This is a genomic window from Clostridium isatidis (assembly GCF_002285495.1).
Classification (GTDB): Bacteria; Bacillota; Clostridia; order Clostridiales; family Clostridiaceae; genus Clostridium; species Clostridium isatidis.
The window spans coordinates 224931-242394 of record NZ_CP016786.1 but is presented as its reverse complement, the minus strand read 5'-3'; the positions used below and the strand labels follow the sequence as shown (position 1 = coordinate 242394).

The 17464-nt window shown below is 31.6% G+C and carries 18 protein-coding genes, 1 tRNA gene and 1 other annotated feature; of the genes, 1 reads left to right on the top strand and 18 read right to left on the bottom strand.

The genetic code is table 11. From position 1 onward, the window contains the following. Positions 1-3: 3 nt before the first annotated feature. The 18 genes from rpoB to BEN51_RS01085 form a co-directional block, all read right to left on the bottom strand. On the bottom strand, positions 4-3714 hold the full coding sequence (gene rpoB, locus BEN51_RS01170; RefSeq protein ID WP_119864279.1) for a DNA-directed RNA polymerase subunit beta: 3711 nt from the start codon (positions 3712-3714) through the stop codon (positions 4-6). 326 nt (positions 3715-4040) lie between these two features. Further along, positions 4041-4409 carry a 50S ribosomal protein L7/L12 gene (gene rplL / locus BEN51_RS01165; protein WP_119864278.1) on the bottom strand — a complete coding sequence of 123 codons (369 nt, stop codon included), beginning with the start codon at positions 4407-4409 and terminating at the stop codon, positions 4041-4043. A 31-nt stretch (positions 4410-4440) separates the two neighbouring features. Further along, positions 4441-4944, bottom strand: coding sequence for a 50S ribosomal protein L10 (gene rplJ / locus BEN51_RS01160; RefSeq protein WP_119864277.1), 504 nt, complete (start codon positions 4942-4944; stop codon positions 4441-4443). A 37-nt stretch (positions 4945-4981) separates the two neighbouring features. Further along, positions 4982-5118: a sequence feature (ribosomal protein L10 leader region), on the bottom strand. 43 nt (positions 5119-5161) lie between these two features. Further along, positions 5162-5851 (bottom strand): 50S ribosomal protein L1, encoded by a 690-nt coding sequence (gene rplA / locus BEN51_RS01155; RefSeq protein WP_119864276.1) that lies wholly within the window; start codon positions 5849-5851, stop codon positions 5162-5164. A 53-nt stretch (positions 5852-5904) separates the two neighbouring features. After that, positions 5905-6330 carry a 50S ribosomal protein L11 gene (gene rplK, locus BEN51_RS01150; RefSeq protein WP_119864275.1) on the bottom strand — a complete coding sequence of 142 codons (426 nt, stop codon included), beginning with the start codon at positions 6328-6330 and terminating at the stop codon, positions 5905-5907. A 69-nt stretch (positions 6331-6399) separates the two neighbouring features. Continuing rightward, positions 6400-6921, bottom strand: coding sequence for a transcription termination/antitermination protein NusG (gene nusG, locus BEN51_RS01145; protein ID WP_119864274.1), 522 nt, complete (start codon positions 6919-6921; stop codon positions 6400-6402). A gap of 32 nt (positions 6922-6953) precedes the next feature. After that, positions 6954-7187, bottom strand: a complete 234-nt coding sequence (gene secE, locus BEN51_RS01140) for a preprotein translocase subunit SecE (protein WP_119864273.1) — start codon at positions 7185-7187, stop codon at positions 6954-6956. 51 nt (positions 7188-7238) lie between these two features. Continuing rightward, positions 7239-7388, bottom strand: coding sequence for a 50S ribosomal protein L33 (gene rpmG / locus BEN51_RS01135; RefSeq protein WP_066889817.1), 150 nt, complete (start codon positions 7386-7388; stop codon positions 7239-7241). Positions 7389-7561: 173 nt separating this feature from the next. Beyond that, a complete protein-coding gene (tuf, locus tag BEN51_RS01130; protein WP_119864272.1) occupies positions 7562-8755 on the bottom strand; it encodes an elongation factor Tu in 1194 nt (397 codons plus the stop codon). 57 nt (positions 8756-8812) lie between these two features. Further along, positions 8813-8888: transfer RNA gene (locus tag BEN51_RS01125), tRNA-Thr, on the bottom strand. Positions 8889-8963: 75 nt separating this feature from the next. Then, complete coding sequence (gene sigH / locus BEN51_RS01120; protein ID WP_119864271.1) at positions 8964-9608, bottom strand: RNA polymerase sporulation sigma factor SigH; 645 nt, start codon at positions 9606-9608, stop codon at positions 8964-8966. Between the two features lie 84 nt (positions 9609-9692). Beyond that, positions 9693-10205, bottom strand: coding sequence for an NYN domain-containing protein (locus BEN51_RS01115; protein ID WP_119864270.1), 513 nt, complete (start codon positions 10203-10205; stop codon positions 9693-9695). Between the two features lie 15 nt (positions 10206-10220). Further along, complete coding sequence (rlmB, locus tag BEN51_RS01110) at positions 10221-11099, bottom strand: 23S rRNA (guanosine(2251)-2'-O)-methyltransferase RlmB (RefSeq protein ID WP_119864269.1); 879 nt, start codon at positions 11097-11099, stop codon at positions 10221-10223. Positions 11100-11131: 32 nt separating this feature from the next. After that, on the bottom strand, positions 11132-11542 hold the full coding sequence (locus BEN51_RS01105) for a Mini-ribonuclease 3 (RefSeq protein ID WP_119864268.1): 411 nt from the start codon (positions 11540-11542) through the stop codon (positions 11132-11134). 48 nt (positions 11543-11590) lie between these two features. After that, positions 11591-12991 (bottom strand): cysteine--tRNA ligase, encoded by a 1401-nt coding sequence (gene cysS / locus BEN51_RS01100; protein ID WP_119864267.1) that lies wholly within the window; start codon positions 12989-12991, stop codon positions 11591-11593. Between the two features lie 12 nt (positions 12992-13003). Then, the gene (locus tag BEN51_RS01095) at positions 13004-14716 is read right to left on the bottom strand and encodes a proline--tRNA ligase (protein ID WP_119864266.1); all 1713 of its coding nucleotides are present in this window, start codon (positions 14714-14716) and stop codon (positions 13004-13006) included. Positions 14717-15045: 329 nt separating this feature from the next. After that, the gene (ispD, locus tag BEN51_RS01090; protein ID WP_119864265.1) at positions 15046-15714 is read right to left on the bottom strand and encodes a 2-C-methyl-D-erythritol 4-phosphate cytidylyltransferase; all 669 of its coding nucleotides are present in this window, start codon (positions 15712-15714) and stop codon (positions 15046-15048) included. Positions 15715-15729: 15 nt separating this feature from the next. Next, a complete protein-coding gene (locus BEN51_RS01085) occupies positions 15730-16824 on the bottom strand; it encodes a PIN/TRAM domain-containing protein (RefSeq protein ID WP_119864264.1) in 1095 nt (364 codons plus the stop codon). 246 nt (positions 16825-17070) lie between these two features. On the opposite strand from BEN51_RS01085, the gene BEN51_RS01080 reads away from it, so the two are divergent. Beyond that, complete coding sequence (locus BEN51_RS01080) at positions 17071-17460, top strand: nucleoside triphosphate pyrophosphohydrolase family protein (RefSeq protein ID WP_119864263.1); 390 nt, start codon at positions 17071-17073, stop codon at positions 17458-17460. Positions 17461-17464: the final 4 nt, after the last annotated feature.

The following is a 17464-nucleotide window of genomic DNA, read 5'->3' as shown; positions in this document are numbered from 1 at the left end:
AATTTAGTCTTCATCATTTACAAAATCATCAAATCCTAGACCTTCCGCATGAAATCCCTCTAATAAGGAATCATCAAAATCGCTGTCGTCCTCTAATGTTTCATCTTCTGATAATTTATAACTATCATCAATCTCTACATTATCTGTAGTAACATCTTCTGTACCTTCTATGTTAACATCTAAATCTTCTACATCTGTATCAATAAACTCTTTAAGTTTTACTTCTTCATTTTCTTCATTTAGAACTTTAACATCTAAGCATAAAGCTTGAAGTTCTTTTATTAATACCTTAAAGGATTCTGGAACTCCTGGTTCTGGGATATTTTCTCCCTTAACAATAGCTTCATAGGTCTTCACTCTACCTACAATATCATCTGACTTAACAGTTAAAATTTCTTGTAGTGTGTGTGCTGCACCATATGCTTCTAGAGCCCAAACTTCCATTTCCCCGAATCTTTGACCACCAAATTGTGCCTTACCACCTAGTGGTTGTTGAGTAACTAATGAATATGGTCCTGTTGATCTTGCGTGAATCTTATCATCAACTAAGTGAGCTAGCTTTAAGATATACATTATACCAACAGTTACTTCATTATCAAATGGCTCTCCTGTTCTACCATCATATAGAATAGTTTTACCATTTGCTTGATATCCAGCTTTTTCTAAACATTCTTGTATATCTTCATAAGTTGCTCCATCAAATACAGGAGTAGCAACATGCCAGCCTAATTTACTAGCAGCCCATCCTAAATGAACTTCAAGTACTTGACCTATATTCATACGAGATGGAACCCCTAATGGGTTTAAGCATATTTGCAGCGGTCTTCCATCTGGTAAGAAAGGCATATCTTCTTCTGGTAATATTCTTGAAATAACCCCTTTGTTTCCGTGACGTCCCGCCATCTTATCACCAACGGAAATCTTTCTCTTTTGAGCAATATAGCATCTAACTAATTCATTTACTCCCGGGTTTAATTCATCACCATTTTCTCTAGTAAATATCTTAACATCTACTATTATACCTGCTTCTCCATGCGGAACTCTTAAAGATGTATCTCTTACTTCTCTTGCTTTTTCTCCAAATATAGCTCTTAGTAGTCTTTCTTCTGCAGTTAATTCAGTTTCTCCCTTAGGAGTTACTTTACCTACAAGAATGTCACCTGATCTAACTTCAGCACCAATTCTTATTATTCCTCTATCATCTATATCTTTTAATGCATCTTCACTTACATTTGGAATATCCCTTGTAATTTCTTCAGGTCCTAATTTTGTATCTCTTGCTTCACATTCATATTCTTCTATGTGAATTGAAGTAAATACGTCATCTCTTACTAATTCTTCAGATATCAGCATAGCATCTTCGTAGTTATAACCTTCCCATGTTATAAAGCCCATTCTGATATTTTTACCTAGTGATATTTCTCCTAAATCTGTAGAAGGACCATCTGCAATCACTTGATTTTTGAATACTATATCACCTTTTTCAACGATAGGTCTTTGATTTATACATGTTCCTTGGTTACTTCTCTTAAATTTTAACAATTTATAAGTATCTATTCCGCCATCTGAATCTCTTCTTATTCTAATTTCATTAGCACTTACATATACAACCTTACCAGCATTTTTAGCCTTACGAAGTACTCCTGAATCGTAAGCCGCCTTGTACTCTATTCCTGTTCCTACTATTGGTGCTTCAGGCTTCAATAATGGAACTGCTTGACGTTGCATGTTTGATCCCATAAGTGCTCTGGAAGCATCATCATTTTCAAGGAAAGGAATCATTGCAGTTGCTACAGAAACAATTTGTCTTGGAGATACGTCTACTAAATCTACTTCTTCAGAATTTACTACTAATACTTCATCTAAGTATCTAACAGTTACTCTCTTATCTATAAATCTTCCATTTTCGTCAAGAGGTTCTTGAGCTTGTGCTACATAATATAAGTCCTCTTCGTCAGCTGTAAAGTATCTAATTTCATCAGTAACAACACCTGTTTCTTTATCAACAATTCTATATGGTGTTTCTATAAATCCATACTCATTTACTCTTGCAAAGGTAGATAATGAGTTTATAAGCCCTATATTTGGTCCTTCTGGAGTTTCTATAGGACACATTCTACCATAGTGTGAATAGTGAACGTCTCTAACTTCAAAACCTGCTCTTTCTCTTGAAAGCCCACCAGGTCCTAAAGCTGATAATCTTCTTTTATGTGTTAATTCTGATAATGGATTGATTTGATCCATGAATTGTGATAATTGGGAACTACCGAAGAATTCTTTGATAGCAGCTGATACAGGTCTTATATTTATTAACATCTGAGGAGTTATTGCTTCTTGATCTTGAATTGTCATTCTTTCCTTAACTACTCTTTCCATTCTTGAAAGACCAATTCTGAATTGATTTTGTAATAATTCTCCAACAGATCTAATTCTTCTATTTCCTAGATGATCGATATCATCAACATATCCAATACCATAACGTAAGCCTAATTCATAGCTTATAGTTGCATATATATCATCTTTTATAATATGTTTTGGAATAAGATTAATTATATTCTTTTTAATCTCTTCCTTTATAGTAGATTCATCGTCATAATTTTCTAGTATTTCTTTTAAAGTTGGGTAATGAACCATTTCCTTTATGTTTAAATCACTTATATCAAATGGTACAACCTTATTAATATCCACAAAGTGGTTACCAATTACTCTTACCACCTTGTCTTCAACTAATACATCAACAGAATTAATACCTACATTTTGTATTTCTTCTGCTTTTACTCTATTAATTTTTTGACCTTTTTCTACTATGATTTCTCCTGTTTCTGGGTTAACAATATCAGTTGCTGCAATTTGATTAACTAGTCTAATATTTAAAGCTAGTTTTTTGTTGAACTTATATCTACCAACCCTTGATAAATCATATCTTTTTGGATCAAAAAATATGGAATCTATAAGAGAAACAGCACTATCCACTGTTGGTGGTTCGCCCGGTCTTAATCTCTTATATATTTCTAATAAGGCTTCTTCTCTAGTCTTTGTATTATCCTTTTCTATTGTAGCCTTTAATCTTTCTTCTTCCCCAAAGAATCCTAATAATTCTTGGTCACTTCCATATCCCATAGCTCTAGCTAATATAGTAATAGGAAGCTTTCTTGTCTTATCTATTCTTACATAGATAACACCGTTAGAATCTGTTTCATATTCTAACCAAGCACCTCTATTTGGTATTACTGTTGATGAAAATAGCTTTTCACCACTTTTATCAACATTATAATTGTAATAAACTCCAGGAGATCTTACTAACTGACTTACTATTACTCTTTCAGCACCATTAATGATGAAAGTTCCTTGTTCAGTCATTAGAGGGAAATCTCCCATAAATACTTCTTGTTCTTTAATTTCACCAGTTTCTTTATTTTGTAGTCTTACAGAAACTTTTAGTGGCGCAGCATAAGTAGCATCTCTTTCCTTACACTCCTCCACTGAATACTTAATACTATCCATATCAAGTTTGTAATCAACAAATTCTAGTACAAGATTCCCAGTGAAATTTGAAATCGGATTTATGTCATCAAAAACTTCATAAAGCCCCTCATCTAAAAACCACTGATACGAATCTAATTGTACTTCAATAAGATTTGGCATTTCGGTCGCATCTTTAACCTTACCAAAACTCATTCTAGTTCTTTTTCCATTTTGGACAGGATGTACCATGAATTTTCACCCCTTGCATTAAACTAAAATAACCCAAAGCATAGCTTCCCTAAGGAAACTTGCTTTCGGATAGCAACACTTATTAGTATAACCATTTTTATACTGGTTATGCAATTTCTCAATATGATTATAATATCCCACATTGAATTAGTACATTTAATGATAGTATCATACAATTAAAGCTATGTCAATATATTTATATAAACAGCCTTAATCAAAAAGATACCTTATTTATAAAACCATATAAAGTATACCAGGAAATTAATATTTTATATGATTTTATTTTATTAGAATTAAAAAGGTGCTTTAAACAGCACCTTTTTAAATTACTTAAGTTCTACTTCAGCTCCAACTTCAGCAAGTTTAGCTTTCATTTCTTCAGCTTCTTCTTTAGAAACTCCTTCTTTAATTGTCTTAGGAGCTCCGTCAACTATTTCTTTAGCTTCCTTTAATCCTAATCCAGTTAATTCTCTAACTACTTTGATTACCTTAATCTTGTTAGCACCAGCGTTAGCTAATACAACATCAAATTCTGATTTTTCTTCTGCTGCTGCAGCACCTGCTACTGCACCACCTGCTACTGCTACTGGAGCAGCTGCGCTTACACCAAACTCTTCTTCACAAGCTTTAACTAGCTCGTTTAATTCTAAAACAGTCATTTCTTTTATAGCTTGAATTATATCTTCTCTTGTCATTTAAATTGCACCTCCAAATTTTTTATCAGTTTTATTCAGCTGATTCTGATTCTTTCTTTTCTTTAATTGCATTTAATAAATATGCAAGGTTTGATAATGGAGCTTTGAAGCTTCCAAGAAGTTTTGCGATAAGAACTTCTTTTGATGGTATTGTAGCGATTTTTTCAATTTCTTCTTTATTATATAAAGTTCCTTCCACAACACCAGCTTTTAATTCTAATTTCTTGTGATCCTTAGCAAATGTATGTAATACTCTTGCAGGAGCAGTAGCATCTTCATATCCAAATGCTATAGAAACAGGTCCTTCTAAATATTGTTCTAGACCTTCAATACCTAATTCTTTAGCTGCTAGTAATACTAAAGTATTTTTATAAACCTTGTATTCAACACCAGCTTCTCTTAATGTTTTTCTTAGGTTTGTGTCTTCTTCAACAGTTAAACCTTGGTAATCAGCTAAAACAATACTTTTTGAGTTTTGTAACTTTTCTTTGATTTCAGCTACTTTAGCTTCTTTAATTCTTCTGTTATTATTCATTACTGTGTGTCCACCTCCTCACAGTTTTTAACTGCTATTTTATAATAAATAAGGCCTTCCCATAGACATAGGAAGACCAATAAATAAATTAATTACTTACCTTGGTATTCCTCGGTAGGCAATTAATTTAAACCTTACGGCACCTACTGTCTTTGGAATTAGTATTCTTTTTTTACAACAGTAGTTATTTTACAACATAACTACCTATATGTCAATACTAATCTAAAACTTTTTGTGGATTTACTTTAGCTCCAGGTCCCATTGTGCTAGAAACTGATACAGACTTAACGTATTGTCCCTTAGCAGCTGCTGGCTTAGCCTTTAATAAAGCATCCATTAAAGTGTGGAAGTTTTCATGTAGTTTTTCAACTCCAAATGATTTCTTTCCGATTGGACAGTGAACTATAGCAGTTTTATCAACTCTATATTCAACCTTACCTGCTTTAATATCTGCTATTGCTTTAGCAACATCAAATGTTACAGTTCCTGATTTTGGGTTTGGCATTAATCCTTTAGGTCCTAAAATTCTACCTATTCTACCAACAACACCCATCATATCTGGTGTAGCAACTACTACATCATAATCGAACCAGTTTTCTGTTTGAATCTTTTGAACTAATTCTTCTCCTCCAACGAAATCTGCTCCAGCAGCTTCAGCTTCAGCAACTTTAGCTCCTTTAGCAAAAACTAAAACTCTTACAGTTTTTCCTGTTCCGTTTGGAAGAACAACTGCTCCTCTTACTTGTTGATCTGCATGTCTTGGGTCAACCCCTAATCTTACATGTAGTTCTATTGTTTCATCAAACTTAGCTTTAGCAGTTTTAACAGCTAATTCTAAAGCTTGTTTTGGTTCATATAATGCACTTTTGTCAATTAACTTTGCGCTTTCAATATAATTTTTTCCCATAACTTGCCTCCTTTGTGGTATTAACGGTTTTTACCTCCCACTTTTTTTACGAATTACTCTTCTACTGTTACTCCCATACTCTTAGCAGTTCCAATTACCATGCTCATAGCACTTTCTATTGAAGCCGCATTTAAGTCAGGCATCTTTAACTCAGCAATTTTTCTAACTTGATCTTTTGTTAACTTACCAACTTTATTCTTGTTTGGTACTCCTGAACCACTTTCGATACCTAATTCTTTCTTAATTAGTACTGCAGCTGGTGGAGTTTTTAGTACGAAACTAAAAGATCTATCTTGGTAAACTGTAATTACAACTGGAATTGTTAATCCAGCTTGGTTTGCAGTTTTTGCATTATACTCCTTACAGAATCCCATAATGTTAACACCATGTTGACCTAATGCTGGTCCTACTGGTGGTGCTGGTGTTGCCTTACCTGCAGGAAGTTGAAGTTTAATTATTCCTGTTACTTTCTTAGCCATGTATATTCCTCCTATACTGTGGTAATGCGGACTTTTTGTCCTCCCACTTTATTAAAACATCAGTTTATATTAAACTAATTTTTCAACTTGTGTAAAATCAAGTTCAGCAAGAGTTTCTCTGCCAAACATATCAATTAATACCTTTATCTTACGTTTTTCTAAATTTATCTCTTGAATCGTTGCAATAAACTCTCTTAACGGTCCTGAGATAACTCTTATTGATTCCCCTACCTCTAAATCAATCTCAACAGGAGCTTCTTTAACTCCCATAGATTCAACTTCTTCATCGGTAAGAGGAACTGGTTTAGAAGCTGGGCCAACAAAACCTGTTACACCCCTTGTGTTTCTAACCACATACCATGATTCATCTGTCATTAGCATTTTTACTAACACATATCCAGGAAACTTCTTTTTTAAAGTAATCTTTTGCTTTCCATCTTTTTCTTCTATAACTTCTTCCATAGGAACTTGTATATCCTGAAGTAAGTTTTGAAGATTTCTATTTTCAATGGTCTTTTCAAGATTTGCTTTAACTTTGTTTTCATAGCCTGAGTATGTGTGTACAACATACCATCTTGCTTTTTCGCTCATATTTTCTTTAGGTGAATATCACCTTAACCTCCTTACTTTAATCTAAGAATCCATTCAAAGAGGTTTTGAAAAATATAATCTAACCCGCCTACTAATATAAGATATATTAGTATGTATACGCCAACTGCAATTAACGCTTTTTTAGTTTCATTTTTAGAAGGCCAAGTTATTCTGTTAACTTCTGCCTTAACCTCTCTAAAAAACTTAAATATTCCACCTTTATTCGGTGTATTTTTAGTTAAATTTACATTTTCCTTAACAGCCATTACTTCACATCCTTAATTATTGTGAGTATATGTCATCACTTTATCAGCTAATTATTTTGTTTCTTTATGAAGTGTATGCTTTTTACAGAACTTGCAGTATTTATGCATTTCTAATCTGTCTGGATTATTTTTTTTGTTCTTCATTGAATTATAATTTCTTTGCTTACACTCTGTGCATGCTAAAGTCACTTTCACTCTCACAGTCTGCACCTCCAGTTTACAGTAAATAATATAAAACTTACTATGTTTATCTTAATGTATTTTCGTTAATTACCTAAACACATTACCACAAAAGATAATTTGTGTCAATATATAAGATTTTGTAAGGGATTAAGTATTAAAACCCAATCCCTCCAATAATCACCAAAATTTAATTACTCAACTATCTTAGTAACAACTCCTGAACCTACAGTTCTTCCACCTTCTCTGATAGCGAATCTTAATCCTTCATCCATTGCAACTGGAGTGATTAATTCAACGTTCATATCAATGTGGTCTCCTGGCATAACCATTTCCATTCCGTCTGGTAATTTGATTGTTCCAGTAACGTCTGTTGTTCTGAAGTAGAATTGTGGTCTGTATCCGTCAAAGAATGGAGTATGTCTTCCACCTTCTTCTTTCTTAAGTACGTATACTTGACCTATGAATTTTTGATGAGGTTTTACTGAACCTGGTTTTGCTAATACTTGACCTCTTTCGATATCAGTTCTTTGGATACCTCTTAATAGAACCCCTACGTTATCTCCTGCTTGAGCTTCATCTAGTAACTTTCTGAACATTTCTATTCCTGTTACTACTGTCTTTCTGCTTTCTTCTTTTAATCCTACTATTTCAACTTCGTCGCTTAGCTTAAGAATTCCGCTTTCAACTCTTCCTGTTGCAACTGTTCCTCTACCAGTGATTGTAAATACGTCTTCTACTGGCATTAAGAATGGCTTATCTGTTGCTCTTTCTGGAGTTGGGATGTAGCTATCTACTGCATCCATAAGTTCTAGAATACAAGCTGTTGCTTCTGGATCAGTTGGGTTTTCTAATGCTCTTAAAGCTGATCCCTTAATTATTGGAATATCGTCTCCTGGGAAGTTGTATTCGCTTAATAATTCTCTAACTTCCATTTCAACTAATTCTAATAATTCTTCGTCGTCTACCATATCTGCCTTATTTAAGAATACTACTATGTAATCAACACCAACTCTTGATGCTAGTAGTATGTGTTCTCTTGTTTGTGGCATTGGACCGTCTGCTGCTGATACAACTAGAATTGCTCCGTCCATTTGTGCAGCTCCAGTAATCATGTTCTTAACGTAGTCAGCGTGTCCTGGACAGTCAACGTGTGCATAGTGTCTGTTGTCTGTTTGATATTCTACGTGAGCTGTATTTATTGTGATTCCTCTTTCTTTTTCTTCTGGTGCTTTATCGATTGATGCATAATCAAATGCTTCTGCATATCCTTTTTTTGATAAAACAGTTGTTATTGCAGCTGTTAATGTTGTCTTACCGTGGTCTACGTGACCAATTGTACCAATATTTACGTGTGGTTTACTTCTTTCGAATTTTGACTTTGCCATTGTAAATCCTCCTTTTATTTTCTTAATAAACTTTGCCTAGCGTTTTGTAATATTAATTGGAGCTCACGATCGGGATTGAACCGACGACCTCCGCCTTACCAAGGCGACGCTCTGCCTACTGAGCTACGTGAGCAGTTATATATATGTTTATATACCAATTATAAAGTTTACTATTTTCTAAAAAATTTGTCAATAAAAATTTAGCGACTTATTTCCCTGAATAAAGACACTTTTCAAGCTTTCTTTTAACTCTTTGTAAAGCATTATCTATAGATTTAGCCTGTCTGTCTAAATCACTTGCAATTTCTTGATAGGATTTTCCATCCAGATAAGATTGTAATACTTCCATTTCTAAATCTGATAAGACCTTACTCATTTCATTTTCTATATGCTTAATCTGTTCTTTTCCAATTATAAGTTCCTCAGGATCCGTAATTTTTAATTCTGAAAGCACATCTATTAGAGTTCTGTCAGATTCTTCTTCGTAAATAGGTTTATTAAGTGATACGTAAGTATTTAACGGAATATGTTTTTGTCTTGTAGCTGTTTTTATAGCAGTTATTATCTGCCTTGTTATGCAAAGTTCTGCAAAAGCTTTAAAACTTGTTAACTTATCAGGATTAAAATCTCGTATTGCTTTGTATAAACCTATCATGCCTTCTTGATATATATCTTCTTTATCTGCTCCAATTAAAAAATAAGATTTTGATTTTGCCTTTACGAAGTTTTCATATTTAGAAATCAAAAACTCCTGTGCTCTAGTATTTCCTGTTTTAGCTTCTATAACAACTTCTTCATCAGTTTTATTTTCAAATTCTGAAAATAAACCAAGTTTCCTTTTTTTATATCCCAATACCTCGTCACCCCACTTACTCCCTTATGATATAACCTAATAGTATAATAAATATTAAGTAATATCAATATACTAATTATCTTATTATTTACCTCTTCTCCAAGCTTCAAATTTTTTAAATATATCTTCCTCTAAATTATCACTTAAATTATTTTTCACATTGCTTTCAGAACTGCCTTTTGCACTAGTAATTTTATTTTGTGTTTTTAAAACTTCATTATAAAATTCTATAGATGATATTCTTACAGCTCCTCTTTGAAAAATTATCTGCTGCTGAAGCCAATCCGAAGTAACTACGTATACCTCAAACTTTCTCCCAATATTATGTACTTCCCTTTCTATATATGAGTCTGCTGTTTCTCCATCCTTTGTAAATACTACGCTGACATTCTTATATATCTCTTCTTTTTTTTCAATGCTTCCAGCTACCATATGGGCATCAAAAACTATTACTATTTTACATTCTTCATATACAGAATAGTTATGTAATATATCTATAAGAGTTTGCCTTGCTCCCTCAAAGCTATATTTCTTTTCTTTTTTTAAATTCGGCCAACTATTTATTACGTTATAACCATCAACAAATATAATTCTCACGTTTACCTCTTTGCCTTACTTATTTAATAATCTTCCTTTTAATACTTCATACATCATTATACCACCTGCAACTGAAGCATTTAAAGAGTTAATTTTTCCTATCATAGGGATTTTCACAAGTTTGTCACATTTTTTTAAGGTAAGTTTTGATATCCCTCTTCCTTCACTTCCAATAACTACTGCGCAAGGTCCTGAAAAGTTTACTTCATAACTATATTCTTTTCCTTCTATATCTGCTCCATATATCCAAAGTCCATTTTCCTTTAATTTATCAATTGTAGAATTTATATTTGTAACCTTTGCTATTTTCATATGCTCAATAGCACCAACAGAAGATTTATAAACTGTTGCAGTTATTCCTACATTTCTTCTCTTTGGAATGATAATTCCATGAACCCCGCATAATTCTGCAGTTCTTATTATAGATCCTAAATTATGAGGATCTTCTATTTCATCTAGAATAACTATAAACGGATCCTCATTTCTTTTCTCTGCAAGCTTAATCATATCTTCTACTTCAGAATAAACAAAAGGAGTAACTTGTGCTATAACACCTTGATGACTCATTCCATTGCTCATTGCATCAAGCTTTTTCCTATCAACTTCTTTTAATACTACCTTTTTTTCTTTTGCTATATTAATAATTGCTTTTATAGAACCTTCCATATTTCCACTAGCAATATAAATACATTCTATAGTTCTATTCCCCTTTAATAGTTCCATAACTGCATTTCTACCAATTACTAAATCTTCTCTTGTATCTATTGAAGTTAAATTATCATCAAATTGATTTTCTATATCTCTTCCTCTTTGACCTTTCACTTTTGTCTTTCCTTCTGAAAGCTCTCTTTCCATTCTAGCCCTAAGTCTAGCTTCTCTATTACCTTTTGTCATTATAATCACTCCTTCATATTATTTTCATCTGCTTATATTATTTCCAAGCTTTTTTCTAATATTTCTGATAATCTTGTTTTATTTCCACTTAAATAAAGATATCCAATTAATGCTTCAAAACCGGTTGCATTTCTATAATCTATTACATCTGCATTTTTGGGGATTGTTGCTGATTTTGTATTTCTTCCTCTTTTATAAATATATAATTCATCTTCCTCCAAGCTTTCTTCGATAGTTTTAATTATCTTTGATTGAGCTTGAGCTTTAACATAATGGATTGCCTTAACATGAATTTTATGAACAGATAACTCTACATTATTGGATAAGATATAATTCCTTATAAAGATTTCAAAAACTGCATCTCCTATTAAAGCTAACTGCAGGGGGTTTAATCTCCTGGCTTCTTCTTTTGTAAATTCTCTTGTTCTTAAATCATCCAGCATTTTATCACTCCTCTAAATAAAGGCTGCAATATTGCAGCCTTCTTAGCATTACTTTATAATTTTCCATCTTACTCCTTGTGGAGTATCTTCTAAAATTATATTTCTAGCTTTTAAATCATCTCTTATTTTATCAGCTAAAGCAAAATTTTTATTTTTTCTTGCTTCTTGTCTTTGTCTTATTAGTTCCTCCACTTCATCTTCTAAACTTAATTTTGTTGAGTTTTGAAGTATTCCAAGAGGAGATCCTAATTCTCTAATTAGGCTTAACACTTCTTGGCAAAGTTCCTTTGAAGAATTGATTGAAATATTTGTATTTATATCTTTAATTAAATCAAAAATGGCTGTTATAGCATCTGCTGTATTAAAATCATCGTCCATCTTTTCTATATATTTTTGTCTATATACATCTAGAGATTTTAGATATTCTCTTTCATTATCATCCATTTTTTCTTTTTCAACTTCATCTATTAGGTTTTCTAAATTACTTATAGCATTATACATTCTCTCTACTGATGATTTAGCTGATTCAAGAAGATCATCGCTAAAATTTAAAGGTGATCTATAGTGACCTGATAACATTAAAAATCTTACAACATCTGCACTATAATCTTTTAATATTTCTCTTGCAGTTAAAAAGTTATTTAAAGACTTAGACATTTTTTGATTGTTTATATTTAAGAAAGCACCATGCATCCAGTAGTTTGCAAACTTTTTACCTGTTAGAGCTTCACTTTGAGCTATTTCATTTTCATGATGAGGGAAGGTTAAATCTACTCCTCCAGCATGAATATCTATAGTTTCTCCTAATAATTTTTTTGCCATGCAGGAGCATTCTATATGCCATCCTGGTCTTCCTTTTCCCCATGGACTATCCCAAGCTGGTTCACCAGGCTTTTGAGCTTTCCATAATGCAAAATCCATTGGGTCTTCTTTTCTTTCATCTACATTAATTCTTGCTCCTACTTTTAAATCTTCAAGATTTTGACCTATTAACTGACCATAACTTTCAAATTTATTAGTTCTAAAATATACATCTCCATCTACTTCATAAGCATAGCCTTTTTCAATTAAGCCACTAATAAATTCAATAATATCTTCTACAAATTCTGTTGCTCTAGGATTAATAGAAGCCCTCTTTATATTTAAGCCATCTGCATCTTTATAGTACTCCTGAATATATTTATCTCCAACATCCTTTACAGTCGTACCTTCTTCATTTGCTCTCTTTATCATTTTATCATCAATATCAGTAAAGTTTTGTACATATTTAACCTTATAACCTCTATACTCAAAATATCTTCTAATAGTATCAAAAATTATAAAAGTTCTTCCATTCCCTATATGAAAATAATTATATACAGTTGGGCCACAAACATACATCTTTATTTCTCCTGGAGTAATAGGGACGAACTCTTCTTTTTTTCTAGTTAAACTATTATAAATCTTCATTTTTAATACCCCCTATCTAATAGATATTTTATTTTTCTCAAACTCTTCTTTTACCCTAGCTACAACTTCTTCTATCTTAATATTTTCAACTTCTGAAGTTCTTAATTTAAATTCTACTTGACCTTCTGTTACCTTCTTACCAACAGTTATTCTCATTGGGATTCCCATAAGATCTGAATCTTTAAATTTTACTCCAGCTCTTTCATTTCTATCATCAAAAATAACATCTACTCCTAAAGCCTTTAGTTCTTCATATATTTCATTTGCAACCTTCATCTGCATTTCATCTTTTATGTTTACTGCTATAACATTAACATGATATGGAGCTACTGATAATGGCCATATTATTCCATTTTCATCATGATTTTGTTCTATTATTGATGCCATTGTTCTTGTTACACCTATTCCATAGCAGCCCATTACAAATGGAACTTCCTTTCCATTTTCATCTATAAACTTTGCATTCATAGCTTCAGAATACTTTGTTCCAAGCTTAAATATATGACCAACTTCTGTTCCCTTTGATATTGTTATTTTTCCACCACAAACAGGACAATTTTCACCTTCTGTTATATTTCTATAATCCCCAACTATACCTTCAAAATCTCTTCCATAGTTAACATTTTCAAAGTGATATCCAGTTTCATTAGCTCCTACAATAAAATTATACATATTAGCTACTTCTTTATCTACTAATAAAGTATCAACCTTTAAATTTATAGGGCCTGCAAATCCTACTTGTGCACTTGTGGCCTTCATAACTTCTTCAGCACTTGCCATACTTAAATCAACAACTCCGCCTAAGGCATTAGAAAGCTTAACTTCGTTAACTTCTCTGTCTCCCCTAACCATAACTGCAACTATTTTACCATCTGCATTGTATATCAAGGTTTTAGCAAATTTCTTTTCTGTTGTATTAAAGAATTTAATTAAATCTTCTATAGTTCTTACATTAGGTGTTTCTATCTTGTTTATTTCTTTATAAGCTTCCTTTTCAGCTTTTTCTGGAGTTGATGGTGCCTTTTCTATATTGGCTGCATAATCGCAATTTGTACAGAACACTACATCATCTTCTCCAACTTCTGATTTAACCATAAATTCAGCAGAACCAGATCCTCCAATAGCTCCTGTATCAGCATCAACTGGCTTAGCTACTATTCCGCATCTTTCAAAAATTTTGATATAAGCATCTCTCATTTTATTGTAAGAAATATCTAATCCATCTTGATCCTTATCAAAGCTATATGCGTCCTTCATTACAAACTCTCTTGATCTCATAACGCCAAATCTTGGTCTTCTTTCATCTCTATACTTAGTTTGTATTTGATAAAGATTTAATGGTAATTGTTTATAGGATTTTATTTCATTTCTTGCTATATCAGTAAATACTTCTTCATGAGTTGGTCCAAGACAAAAATCTCTATCATTTCTATCTTTTAACCTAAACATTTCTGCTCCATAAGCTCCCCATCTTCCTGATTCTTGCCAAAGTTCTGCTGGAATAATTGCTGATGCTAAAAATTCTTGAGCTCCTGCATTATTCATTTCTTCCCTTATTATATCTTCAACATTCTTTAAAACCTTTAAACCTAATGGCATATAATTATATATTCCTGAAGCCATTTTTCTTATCATACCAGCTCTTAGCATTAGTTTATGGCTATCTATTTCTGCTTCTGCTGGAACTTCTCTTAATGTTGATATTAACATATTGGACATTTTCATATTTGCTTCCTCCTAATGTATATTTTTATATAAATTTAAATCATTTATTTAAAATACAGTATAATAAAAAAAGTTCACCCTAATGCATTAGGGCGAACTTGTATCGCGGTACCACCTAAATTTGTTCTCTAAAATGATAACGGTATTAAACCGATAGTTTTTACCTATACTCCAAAGCTGGTTCAAACCCTATTGAAAATTTTTCAGCCTATGAATTTTCTCTCTGAACATCGGATTCTACTATTCTTCTTCAACGTTTTGGTAATATTAACTTTTAGCTTAATTTATTATATATTTTACAAAAAATCTTGTCAATAAAGTTATTACCATTATATTAGCTTTTCCGCTAAAATCAAGTCTTCTGGAGTAGTAACCTTTATATTTTCATAGTCACCTTCATATAAATATACTTTATTGTTATATCTTTCAACAACCATAGTATCATCGGTAACGGATATGCCCTCTTCTTTTATTCTTTTATGACATTCCTTTATTATTTCTGCCTTAAATACCTGAGGAGTTTGTATAGCCACTAAAGTATTTCTTACTGGTGTGAATTTAGAAAATCCATTTTCATCAATTATCTTAATAGTATCCTTTGGCGTAACTCCTGGAGCTGCCGCCCCATATCGCCTTGCATATTTTATTCCATCTTCTATTATGCTGTTTTTTGTAAAAGGTCTTGCACCGTCATGAATTAAAATAATTTCTGAATCATCAACTTCCTTCAAGGCATTATAAACAGAATCTTGTCTCTCTTTTCCACCTTCAACTATTTTATCAATCTTCAAGGAATACTTATCTAAAACATTCTCTTTACAATATTCTATTTCATCTTTTGGTAAAACTAAAATTATTTTATCTATATAATGGGAATTAATAAATTTTGTTAGGGTATAATATAAAATGGGTTTTCCTTTTAACTGTATATATTGCTTACTCACCTTGGATCCCATTCTTTTACCTTTTCCCCCTGCCAAAATTATAGCACTTACCATCTTAACACCTACTAACTATTCCTTTGGTTTAGCAAATATCATTCTTCCTGCTGCAGTTTGAAGTACAGATGTAACTATTACTACTATTTGATCTCCTATAAACCTTCTTCCATCTTCAACTACTATCATAGTTCCATCATCTAAATAGCCAATACCTTGAGATGCTTCTTTTCCGTCTTTTACAACTATAACTTTCATTTCTTCGCCAGGTAAAACTACTGGTTTTATGGAATTGGCTAATTCATTAATATTAAGAACTGGAACTCCTTGAAATTCTGCCACTTTATTTAAGTTAAAATCATTTGTTATAACTTTTCCTTTTAGTTTTTGAGCAAGTTTCAATAATTTACTATCTACTTCTGTAATTTCAGGGAAATCACCTTCCCAAATTTGAGTTTCTATCTCTAATTCCTTTTGAATTTTATTTAATATATCAAGACCTCTTCTTCCTCTATTTCTTTTTAAGGCATCTGCTGAATCAGAAATATGTCTAAGCTCATCTAATACAAAACTTGGTATTACAAGAGGTCCTTCTATAAATCCTGTTTGACATATATCAAAAATTCTACCATCTATTATTACTGATGTATCTAACACCTTAGGAATGCCTTTTATATTTGCTTTTCCTTTTTTTTCTTTATTACTTGTACCTTTTTTCATATTACTAAGAATATTTGTAATATCATCTTTCTTTTCAATAAATATATTAGCTGATATTATTGCAAAAATCAGGTTAACTAAAACAAAAAGTATTGGCCCCAACCCATATAAATCTATACTATTTAAGGGTAGTGCTATTAAAGATGTTATTATTAATGATATTAAAGCTCCTATTCCCCCAAAAATTAGTTCCGCAACTGTGAAGTTTTGAACACTTTTTTCAGCATATTCTATTAGTTTTAGAATAGAGCTATATATACGTGGAGATATAATATAAAACATAATTCCAAATAATACAGTTATAAAGATACGTAAAGATATAATTCCAATTGATTTAGATAAAAAAGATATTTCTTGTAAAGCAGCAATTTCAGATATTAATCCACTTACAATATAGCCGCTTATTAAGCCTATAATAGTAAATATAGCTCTTATAATCTTTTTTAGCATAAATTTCACCTCCTATTTATTTTTATAATTAATAACTATAAAATTCCTTATTATTATACCATATAAAGCCATTCCCTACACTTATAAATTATTAAAATCTTATTAATTTAAAATACCCCCTATAAAATATTAGGATTATTTTATATTATTATATTAAGCTAATCCACAAAGAAATTTATTTACCTTATTTATTTTATAAATTAACTTATATAACTAATAATTCTTTTATTAAGGAGATAGGAACTTATGAAAGACATAATTTTTGATGCTTTTCAAAATGATGTAAATGAATTGCTACTTCGTCATAAAAGCATTTTGGATATTATAACTAAATATAGTGAAGCTTCTTCAAGGGTAAACAGGGCAGTTGCTAAATCCGTAACTAACTGCGGCTGTATTAAAATCTCTGCAAAAAAACAAGAATTACCTGAAAACTTAGACGATTTTAGATTTTCCCTTGAAAGCCACTTAAAGGGGAAAATATGTGATAATTGCAGAGAAATTATAGAAGCTGAAATAGGAAATAGCCTATTTTATCTAAGTGCTCTGTGCAATACATTAGATATTAGTTTATATGATGTTCTACTAAAGGAATCTGCTAAACTTAATATTCTTGGAAAATTTAATTTAGAATAAAATT

Coding starts and splice junctions, on each gene's coding strand:
- rpoB (WP_119864279.1), bottom strand. CDS start 3,714: ATGGTACATCCTGTCCAAAATGGAAAAAGAACTAGAATGAGTTTTGGT.
- rplL (WP_119864278.1), bottom strand. CDS start 4,409: ATGACAAGAGAAGATATAATTCAAGCTATAAAAGAAATGACTGTTTTA.
- rplJ (WP_119864277.1), bottom strand. CDS start 4,944: ATGAATAATAACAGAAGAATTAAAGAAGCTAAAGTAGCTGAAATCAAA.
- rplA (WP_119864276.1), bottom strand. CDS start 5,851: ATGGGAAAAAATTATATTGAAAGCGCAAAGTTAATTGACAAAAGTGCA.
- rplK (WP_119864275.1), bottom strand. CDS start 6,330: ATGGCTAAGAAAGTAACAGGAATAATTAAACTTCAACTTCCTGCAGGT.
- nusG (WP_119864274.1), bottom strand. CDS start 6,921: ATGAGCGAAAAAGCAAGATGGTATGTTGTACACACATACTCAGGCTAT.
- secE (WP_119864273.1), bottom strand. CDS start 7,187: ATGGCTGTTAAGGAAAATGTAAATTTAACTAAAAATACACCGAATAAA.
- tuf (WP_119864272.1), bottom strand. CDS start 8,755: ATGGCAAAGTCAAAATTCGAAAGAAGTAAACCACACGTAAATATTGGT.
- rlmB (WP_119864269.1), bottom strand. CDS start 11,099: ATGACAAAAGGTAATAGAGAAGCTAGACTTAGGGCTAGAATGGAAAGA.
- BEN51_RS01105 (WP_119864268.1), bottom strand. CDS start 11,542: ATGCTGGATGATTTAAGAACAAGAGAATTTACAAAAGAAGAAGCCAGG.
- cysS (WP_119864267.1), bottom strand. CDS start 12,991: ATGAAGATTTATAATAGTTTAACTAGAAAAAAAGAAGAGTTCGTCCCT.
- BEN51_RS01095 (WP_119864266.1), bottom strand. CDS start 14,716: ATGAAAATGTCCAATATGTTAATATCAACATTAAGAGAAGTTCCAGCA.
- ispD (WP_119864265.1), bottom strand. CDS start 15,714: ATGGTAAGTGCTATAATTTTGGCAGGGGGAAAAGGTAAAAGAATGGGA.
- BEN51_RS01085 (WP_119864264.1), bottom strand. CDS start 16,824: ATGCTAAAAAAGATTATAAGAGCTATATTTACTATTATAGGCTTAATA.
- BEN51_RS01080 (WP_119864263.1), top strand. CDS start 17,071: ATGAAAGACATAATTTTTGATGCTTTTCAAAATGATGTAAATGAATTG.